Consider the following 9730-nt stretch of genomic DNA (forward strand, 5'->3'; position numbering starts at 1 on the left):
CCGTCAGCGGTTGGCTCGTGCGCGGCGGCCCGCGCTCCCGTTTCGCTTCCTTGCTTCGCCGCCGGCTACGCCAGCGGCCACCCCGCGTACTCGCCGCGCGCGATCTGCAACACGTCGTGCTCCACCAGCGTGAACCGCTGCTCCTCGGCGACCCCGCCGGCCGTGTGGCGCCGCTCGCTCATGCGGTCGCGGTGGAACTCCGCCGTCTCGCGGTCCAGCGGCAGTCGCCCGATGGCCAGGAAGCGCACGGCGCCGTTCATGTCGCGGGCGGTGACCACCTCGCCGCGGTTGTGGATGCTGGGGGAGAAGGGGATGTCCAGCAGCCCCTCCCGGAACGCCGCTACGATCCCGCTGGCCACGCTCCCGCGCCCGGCCTGGATCACCCCCTCCACGATCGCCCACACCTCGCGGCGGATAAGCGCGGCCTCGTGCTGCACCGCCGCCTCGTCCAGGATCACGTTCGCGGAGGCCTCGATCCCGGCGCGCACCAGGCTCACGGCGCGCAGATTGTCTTCCATGGTGGGGATGCGGAACGCCTCCACGGGCGTCTTGATCATCACACGCGTGGCCCCCGACAGCCCCGCCGTGATGGCGGAGTTGTAGATCAGGTCCTCGGAGCGCGCCGGATCGTTGGGGAAGGCGGCCATGTACTGGTGGAACACGGTGTTCACTTGCACCCCGGTGTGCCCCAGGTTCTCCAGGACCTCCGTGGCCAGCGTGCCCAGCATGCGGATGGCGGCCACGTCCTGCGCGCGGTTCCCCACCTCCGCGTAGCCCAGGCTTACGCAGCGCACCCCCTGCTCCACCGCCAGCAGCGTCTGCAGGATCCCCACGGTGATGGCCAGGCAGGGGGGGATGAGCGTGGCCGTCAGCGTACCGAAGTACTCGCGGTCCAGCACGATGCCGAAGCGCTGGTGGTACTGCCCCGTGAGGTAGTCCACGTACTGCCAGGCCCGGATGGACTGGTCCAGCGGGTAATCCTTGTAGTAGGGAATGTTGTAGCAGATGGGCCCGCCCTCGAACGAGGTCACGCCCCCCGCGTACGACATCTCGGCCAGGAGGCGGGGGTCGCGGGTGCTGTGGCGCACCTGCAGCGGCGTGCGGACGGCGTGCACGATGCGGCGCAGGGCCGGCACGCCGTGATTCACCACGGGAAAGCCGTTCAAGGTGTTCACGCCGGTGGCGCGGCTCTCCCGCAGCGCCTCCTCTACCCCCGTGTGGTTGTTGTTGCGGGTGAGGGAGTCCACCTGGTACGAAAGCACCGGCACCCCGGCCGCGCGAAACGCCTGGAAAAGGGCCAGCTGCTCCGGCACGCCGCCCACGCCGCAGCGGGGCTGGATGAGCATGGCCCGCGCGCCCTCGTTGCGTTGCCGCTGCACCTCGGCGAACGAGGGCTGGCGCGCCAGGAAATCGGCGTTGGCCTCCAGGCTGCGCGCCGCGTGCCCCGTCTTCCACTGCTCCAGCACCTCGCGCCGCGCGCGCTCGAACTCATCCGGCTCCATCCGCTCGTCGCGCACGGTGACGGGGCCGGCCAGGGAGCGGGCGCCCCGCGCCGCCAGCAGTGCGGGGGAGATGGGCACCGGCTCGCGCTGGTGCAGGTCCACCTGCAGCACGGAGAGCACCTGCCGCAGGTCCGCGAACTTCACGAACACGCGGTCGAAGCCCATCTCGTGGAACACCTGCTCGTAGCCGAGCGCGTCGCCGATGGTCAGGTTGCCGCCCAGGTACCAGAGCGGCCCCGACACCTGGTACTTGCGCACCAGCTCGGGAAAGCGCCGCAGGTAGTGGCGCGTGTGCCCGTCCATGCTGGAGATCATCACCACGTTGAAGAGCGGCGCCAGCTGCACCACCTCCTCTACCGAGTTCTGCGTCCCCAGGAAGTGCACCGCGTAGCCGTTGGCGATCAGGGCCTGGCGCAGGATGGTGAGTCCCACGGAATGCGAATCGCCGCCGACGCCCCCCAGCAGGATGCTGTGCTGCCCTCGTTCCGCCGCCGTTGCTTCGCGCCCCCCGTGTGCGGTTGAATGGTGCGGCCTCACGCGGCGCCGGGACGTCCCCGGTGCCTCAGTCAGGGGCATAGAATTCATAGCTTGTACGCACGATGGCGCAACGCACGCTATCCGGAGACTCTCTTCGATCACCGCCCGGAGATGCCTGGCCAGCGCGGCGGCATTCTCGCCCAGCACCATGTTGTTGTGATGGCCCGGGACCGTCTGCTTCAACAGGGGTTCGGAGACGTACGCCTCCCACCCCGGCGACGATCCGCCGTCTGGGAGGGGGCGGAACTCGGGACCCACGTTGCGCTCGCTCGGAACGAACATCGCGATCCGGCCGGGATAGGGCTTCGGCGCGTAGCGGAGCACGGAGCGCATGCGTACCTCAAGGCCTCGCAGGAAGGCAGCGCGCCAGCCCACCTCGACGTCACCCGGGACCACGCCCGCCGCCCTCAGCACTTCCAGGGCGCGGCCGATCCGCGCGTCCGGGTCCAGCGGGCGCAGGTCGTCGGCCGTGAGCGAGATATCCTTTCCCGCCGCGAGAGCCTCCGCCCGCGCCATCCCTGCCAGGTGGATGCACGGATCCAGGTCGGCCGGCCGGCGCTCTCCCGGAGACCGGGTATCCAGCATGCTCACGAGGGGTACCGGTTCCCCCGCGCGGGTGAGCTGCTGCGCCATCTCGAACGCCACGAAACCGCCGAACGACCAGCCTCCGAGCAGATAAGGTCCCTTCGGCCGCACCTCGCGGATCGCCGCCACGTAGCGTGCGGCCATCTCCTCGATGCTCGCCTCCTCCTCCCCGAGGTGCACCAGGTCACCCGCCTGCAGGCCGTAGAACGGCTGCTCCGGGCCCAACTCGCGGGCAAGGTCGGCGTAGCACAACACCTCCCCGCCCACGGGGTGCACGAAGAAGATCGGCACCCGGTCACCGTGCGGCTGAATGATGACGAGCGGGGAGCACGGCCGGGGGCGGGGCTCACCCTCCATGCGCGTCGCGAGCCCGCGCACGGTGGGGTGCTCGAAGAGCGCCGCGAGCGGAACCTCCACGCCGAGCCGCCTGCGGATCTGCGTCATCAACCTCACCGCGAGCATGGAGTGACCGCCGAGCCTGAAGAAGTGGTCGTCCACGCCGATCGGGCGGACGTCCATGAGCAATTCCCAGATCTCGACCAGCACCCGCTCCGTGGCCGTCGAGGGCGCCACATACCCCTGGCCGTCTCTCCACGCGCTGGAGTCCGGCGCCGGGAGGGCGGCACGGTCCACCTTCCCGTTCGGCAGGAGGGGGAGCGTCTCCAGCCGCACGAGCACGGAGGGGATCATGTGTGCCGGAAGCGTCCTCTCCAGGGAGCTGCGCAGCGTGCTGGCGGTCAGCGCCTCTTCCTCGCCCGCCACGTAGGCCACCAGCCGGGTCTCGCCCGGTGCCGCCTCCTGGGCGACCACCACCGCTCCCCGTACCCCGCCGTGGGCACGCAGCACCGCCTCCACCTCTCCCGTCTCCACGCGGATTCCGCGGACCTTGACCTGCTGGTCGAGCCGGCCCAGGAACTCCAGCCCGCCTTCCGAACGGCGCCGCACGCGGTCGCCCACACGGTAGATCCGCGCTCCGGGAGCGGCGCCGAACGGATCGGGGAGGAACCGCTCGGCGGTCAGCCCCGGCTGGTTCTGGTAGCCGCGCGTGAGTCCGATGCCCGCGATGTACGCTTCCCCGGCGACGCCCGGGGGGACGGGCTGCATCTGCGCGTCGAGAACGTAGATGCGGGTGTTGGGGATGGGTACGCCCACCGGAGCGATCCCCTCGCCGTCGTTCTCCTCGACCGTATGGAAGCTGGACGACAGGGTGCACTCCGTGGCTCCCCACAGGTTCACCACGCGCACCCCGCTCCCGAACGCACGACGGGCCCGGTGGCAGTCCGCGACCGCCAGCGGCTCGCCGCTGACCAGGAGCAGGCGAAGCGAGGCGGGAGAAGCCACCTCTTCCGCTGCATCCAGAAGCGGACGCAGGATGGAGGGGACGATCGCCAGGATCGCGCTCACGCGGTGCTCGCGGATCCGCCTCATGAGGAGGACTGGGTCGGCGGCCTCGTGGGCATGGACCAGCACCACGCGCGCCCCGGCGGTGAGCGGGCCAAGGAGGTCGCGGACGGAAGCGTCGAAGGAGAGCGTGCTCCGCTGCAGCACGACGTCGCCGGGCGCCAGTCCGTACTCCTGGACGAGAGCGGCGAGGTAGCTCACCACGCCCCGGTGCGGAACCATCACCCCCTTGGGCCGGCCCGTGGACCCGGACGTGTAGATGACGTACGCCAGGTTCTCCGGGGTCGCGCCGCAGGGCGGGGGGGCATCGCTTTCCCTCCCGATCGCCTCGGCTTCCCTGTCGACGAGCACCGGGTCGGCCGGCGTGGCGCCAAGCTGTGCCAGGAGCGCCCGGGTGGTGACCAGCAGTGTGGCCCCGGAGTCCTCGACCTGGTAGGCAAGGCGCTCCGCGGGGTAGCTGGGGTCGAGCGGGACGTACGCCCCCCCTGCCTTGAGGATCGCCAGGACGCCGATCACCATCTCGAAGGAGCGCTCCAGGAAGATCGCCACCCGCACCTCGGCCCCCACCCCCCTGCCGCGGAGGTGGTGCGCGAGGCGATTGACCCTGCGGTCCAGCTCGCCGTAGCGCAGCGAATCCTCCCCCAGCACCAGCGCGACGGCCTCGGGCGTCCGCGCCGCCTGGCATTCGAACAGCTCGTGGACCAGGCGTTCGGGGTAGGGATGCCCGGGCGCGCTGGATTCCGCCAGGAGCCGTGCCCGCTCGGCTTCGCCCAGCAGCGGCACCTGGGAAAGCTTCCGTTCCGGGTGGGCGGCCACCGCCTCCAGCACCCGGCCGTAGTGCTCCACCATCCGCCGGATGCTCGCTTCCGTCCACAGCTCCGTCCGATACGAGAGGACGCCGCGGATCTCCTCTCCCGCCTCTGCGAGGGTGAGCGACAGGTTGAACTTGACCGCCCCGGCCCCTCCTCCACCGTGCTCCACCGCCGCTTCGCCGAGCCGGAGCCGACTGCTCTCGTTGTTCTGCAGGATGAACATCGCCTGGAACAGCGGAGTGTGCGCCTGGCTGCGCTCGACGCCCAGCTCCTCCACCAGCTTCTCGAACGGGAGATCCTGGTGCTGGTACGCCCCCAGCGTGCTCTCCCGTACCCTGTGCAGCAGTTCCCTGAAGCCCGGGTCACCGGAAAGGTCGGCCCGCAGGACGAGGGTATTGAGGAAGAAGCCGATCACCCCCTCGGTCTCCAGCCGGTTCCGCCCCGCGATCGGGCTCCCCACCACCACGTCCTCCTGGCCGCTGTAGCGCGAGAGCAGCAGCTTCCAGGCGGCCAGCAGCGTCATGAACAGCGTCGCCCCCTCGCGACGGGAGAGCCGCCGCAGCGCCGCCGAGGTTTCTGCCCCGATGGTGAAGTCGACGCTCGCGCCCGCGTCGCCCGGCACGAGCGGCCGGGGCCGGTCGGTGGGCAGTTCCAGGAGGGCGGGGGCCCCGGCAAGCCGCGCCCGCCAGTAACCGATCTGCGCCTGCAGGACCTCGCCGGTGAGCCATTCTCTCTGCCACACCGAGTAGTCGGCGTACTGGATCGGCAGCTCCGGGAGCCGCGCCTCCTCGCCCCGCGAGAACGCTTCGTACAGCGTGGAAACTTCGCGGACCAGGATCCCCAGGCTCCAGCCGTCGGTGACGATGTGATGCATGGTGAGGAGCACCACCGCGTCGTCGTCCGCGAGCCGGAGCACGGTGCCCCGCAGCAGCGGGCCCGCGGCGAGGTCGAAGGGGCGTCGCGCCTCGCCGACCGCGAGCCGCTCCATGTCGGCTTCGCGCGCGTCCCCGCGCACCCCGCCGAGATCCACCACCGGAAGCCGTACCGGCCCCGCGAGGTCGACCTGCTGCACCGGCTCACCGTCCCGCATGGGAAAGCGGGTGCGCAGCGACTCGTGGCGCCGCACCACCTCGGAGAGCGCCCGCTCCAGCGCGGTGAGGTCCAGTACGCCGCGCACCCTCATCCGCAACGGCATGTTGTAGGCAACCCGGCCCGGCTGGAGCCGGTCCACGAACCAGAGCCGCTGCTGCGCGAACGACAGCGGAAGCGGCTGGCCATCCCGCGGCACCGGCAGGATGGGGGGCGCCTCGGTCCCCAGGTTCTCGGCCCGGAGCCTCACGATCCGCTCCGCCAGCCCCCCGACGGTGGATTCTTCGAAGATCGCCCGCAGCGGAAGCTCCACCTCGAACGCCGCCCGCACCCGCGAGATCACGCGCGTAGCCAGGAGCGAGTGCCCCCCCAGCGCGAAGAAGTCGTCCCCTGCGCCGACGCGCTCCAGCTTTAGCACGTTGGCATAGATCCCCGCGAGCACCTCCTCCACCGGGGTGCGCGGGGCGACGTACCCCACGTCCTCCACCCTCTCGGGTGTCGGCAGCGCCCGGCGATCCAGCTTGCCGTTGGGCGTGACCGGGAACGCCTCCAGCCGCACGAACGCCGCGGGGACCATGTGCTCCGGCAGGTGCGCGGAGAGGTGCGCCCGCAGGGCCTTGCTCTCCAGCGCCTCGCCCACGTACCAGGCGGCCAGCCGCTTTCCTCCGGAGCCGTCCTCCAGGGCAAGCACCACCGCCTCGCGCACCTGTGGATGCGCCAGGAGCCGCGCCTCGATCTCGCCCAGCTCGACCCGGAAGCCCCGCACCTTCACCTGGAAGTCGGTGCGCCCCAGGTACTCCAGCGTCCCGTCGGGGAGCCACCGGCACAGGTCGCCGGTGCGGTACATCCGCGCGCCCGGCTCGCCGAAGGGGGCGGGTACGAACCGCTCCGCCGTCAGCCGGGGCCGGCCCAGGTAGCCGCGCGCCACCGCCACGCCGCCGATGAACAGCTCGCCCGTCACGCCGACGGGCACCGGCTCACCGGCACGGTCCAGCACGTAGACCGCCGAGTTGTGAATCGCCCGGCCGATGGAGACGCGTGCCAGGCCGGGAGCGCACTCCCACTCGGTCACCTCGCCCGACTCCGTGGGTCCGTACTGGTTGTACAACCCCACGCCGGGAAGCCGCTCGTGGAACTGCCGCGCCAGCGCCGCGGAAACCGCCTCGCCGCTCACGGGGACGCGAAGGAGCCCGGAGCACGCGGCCGCGTTCGGGTGCTCCAGGAAGAGCGGGAGCATCGAAGGGACGAAGTGCGCCACGGTGACCCCCTCGCGGCGGATGACATCCACCAGGTACGCCGGGTCGCGGTGGCCGCCAGGGCGCGCCATCACCAGGCGGGCACCCACCATCAGAGGCCAGAAGAACTCCCAGAACGAGACGTCGAAGGAGAACGGCGTCTTCTGCAGGAGCGCCTCGTGCGGCTCCATGCCGTACCGGTCCTGCATCCACGCCAGCCGGTTGACCAGGCTCCCGTGCTCCAGCATCACCCCCTTGGGGCGCCCGGTGGAGCCCGAGGTGAAGAGCACGTGGGCCAGGTTCCGCGGCCCCAGCCCATCACGGTCCGGGTTCTCCGCGGGCCGGTCCGCCCACGCCGCCCGGTCGGTGAGGTCCAGCACCGGGACGGCGGACCCGTCCGCCAGCTCGGCCACTGTGGCGGCCAACGGCGGGTGCGTCAGGAGAACGGCGGGGGCGCTGTCCTCAAGCATGCAGCGCAGCCGGTCCACCGGGTAGCTGGAATCGAGCGGCACGTACGCGCCGCCCGCCTTCAGGATCGCCAGCAGCCCCACCACCATCTCCACGCTGCGCTCCACGCAGATCCCCACCCGCGCGTCGGGGGCGACGCCCAGATCTCTCAGGTGGTGCCCCAGCCGGTTCGCCCGCGCGTTCAGCTCCGCGTACGTCACCCGCTCGCCCTCGCTTACGACCGCCACCGCGTCGGGCGTGCTCTCCACCTGCGCCTCGAACAGTTCGTGGACGCACGACCGGCTCGGATACTCCGCCTCCGTCGCGTTCCACCCCTCCACCACCTGCCGCCGCTCCGCGTGCGACAGGAGCGGCAGGCGGTTAACCGCCTCCTGGTCGTCCGCCACCATCGCGGAGAGTGCCTCGCGCAGATAGCCGAGGTAGCGCTCCACCGTCGCGCGCTCGAACAGCGCCGTCGCGTACTCCAAACCACCGGCGATCCGGTCGCCTGCCTCGTGCAGCGTCAGTGACAGGTCGAACTTCGCCGTCGTTTGCGGCGCCGCTCCCACCTGGGCGATCCTGAGCCCCGGCAGCTCCAGGCCTTCACGCGCCATGTTCTGCCACGCGAACAGGACCTGGAAGAGCGGGTTGTGCGACAGGCTGCGCACCGGCTGCACCCCCTCCACCACCTGCTCGAACGGGATGTCCTGGTGCTGCTGCGCCGCCAGCGACCGGGCCTTGACCCTCCCCAGCAGCTCCGCCACGCTGGGCGAGCTCGAGAGATCCACCCGCAGCGCCAGCGTGTTGACGAAGAAGCCGATCAGCCCCTCGATCTCCGCGCGGCCGCGATTGGCCGACGGTGTGCCGATGACCACGTCCTCCTGCCCCGAGAGGCGGCTCAGCACCACCGCCCATCCCGCCAGCAGCGTCATGAACAGCGTCGTCCCGTGCCGCTGGCTCAGCGCCTTGAGCTGGGCGACCAGCGCCTCGTCCAGTTCGACGGGGAGCGCCGCACCCGCATGATCCTGCTGCGCCGGACGCGGGTGGTCGGTGGGGAGCTCCAGCAGCTCCGGCGCGCCCGCGAGCGTCTGCTCCCAGAACTCCGCCTGCTGCTGCAGCACCTCGCCGGCGACCCAGCACAGTTGCCACACCGCGTAGTCCACATACTGCACCGGCAGCGGGGGCAGCGGGTCGGGCTCGCCGCGGGTGAACGCACCGTAGAGCGCGCTCAGCTCGTTGACCAGCACCCCCATCGACCAGCCATCGGAGACGATGTGGTGCAGGGTCACCAGAAGCACGTGGTCTTCCTCCGCCAGCCGGATCAGCCGCCCGCGGATCAGTGGACCCTGGACCAGATCGAAGGATGCACTCACCTCCTGGATCATCACCTGGCGCAGTTCCGCCTCCGGCTCGGGGTGCCCGCGCAGGTCATGCTCGAGGAGGGCGAAGCGGCTCCCCTCCAGTGGCGAGATCCGCTGCAGGGGCCTTCCATCCACCTGCACGAAGGTGGTGCGCAGCGCCTCGTGGCGGGCTACGACGCGGTCCAGCGCACCGACGAGCGCATCGCGATCGAGCGTGCCCTGCAGACGCAAGTCCACGGGGATGTGGTACGCACCCCCCACACTCCCCAGCTGCTCCAAGAACCAGAGCCGCTGCTGCGCGAACGACAGCGGCAGCGGCCCCGCGCGCCCGGCCGGCACCACCGGCGGCAGCACCGGCAGCCCCGCGCGGCGCATCTCCTCCACGCGCCCGGCCAACTCCGCCACCGTGGGTCCCTCGAAGAGCGCCCGCAGCGGCAGCTCCACGCCGAACAGCTCCCGGATTCGCGAGACTACCCGCGTCGCAAGCAGCGAATGCCCGCCCAGCACGAAGAAGTCGTCGCGCACCCCCACCCGCTCCACTCTCAGCACCTCTGCCCAGATCCCCGCGAGCACCTCCTCCGCCGGCGTCCGCGGAGCGATGTGCCGCTCCTCCACCCCGCCGTACTCCGGCGCAGGCAGCGCCTTGCGGTCCAGCTTCCCGCTCGTCGTCAGCGGCAGCCGCTCCAGCACGACGAACGCGGACGGGACCATGTAGGCCGGCAGGCCGGCGCGCAGCTGCTCCCGCAGCGCCTCCACGTCGA

The 9730-nt window shown here is 71.3% G+C and carries 1 protein-coding gene; it reads right to left on the minus strand.

Annotation, left to right across the window (positions count from 1 at the left end):
• Positions 1-65 precede the first annotated feature (65 nt).
• Positions 66-9725, minus strand: coding sequence for a methylaspartate mutase subunit E (locus VGC13_RS18655; protein WP_331126789.1), 9660 nt, complete (start codon positions 9723-9725; stop codon positions 66-68).
• Positions 9726-9730 lie beyond the last annotated feature (5 nt).

The organism is Longimicrobium sp. (assembly GCF_036399255.1).
Taxonomy (GTDB): Bacteria; Gemmatimonadota; Gemmatimonadetes; order Longimicrobiales; family Longimicrobiaceae; genus Longimicrobium.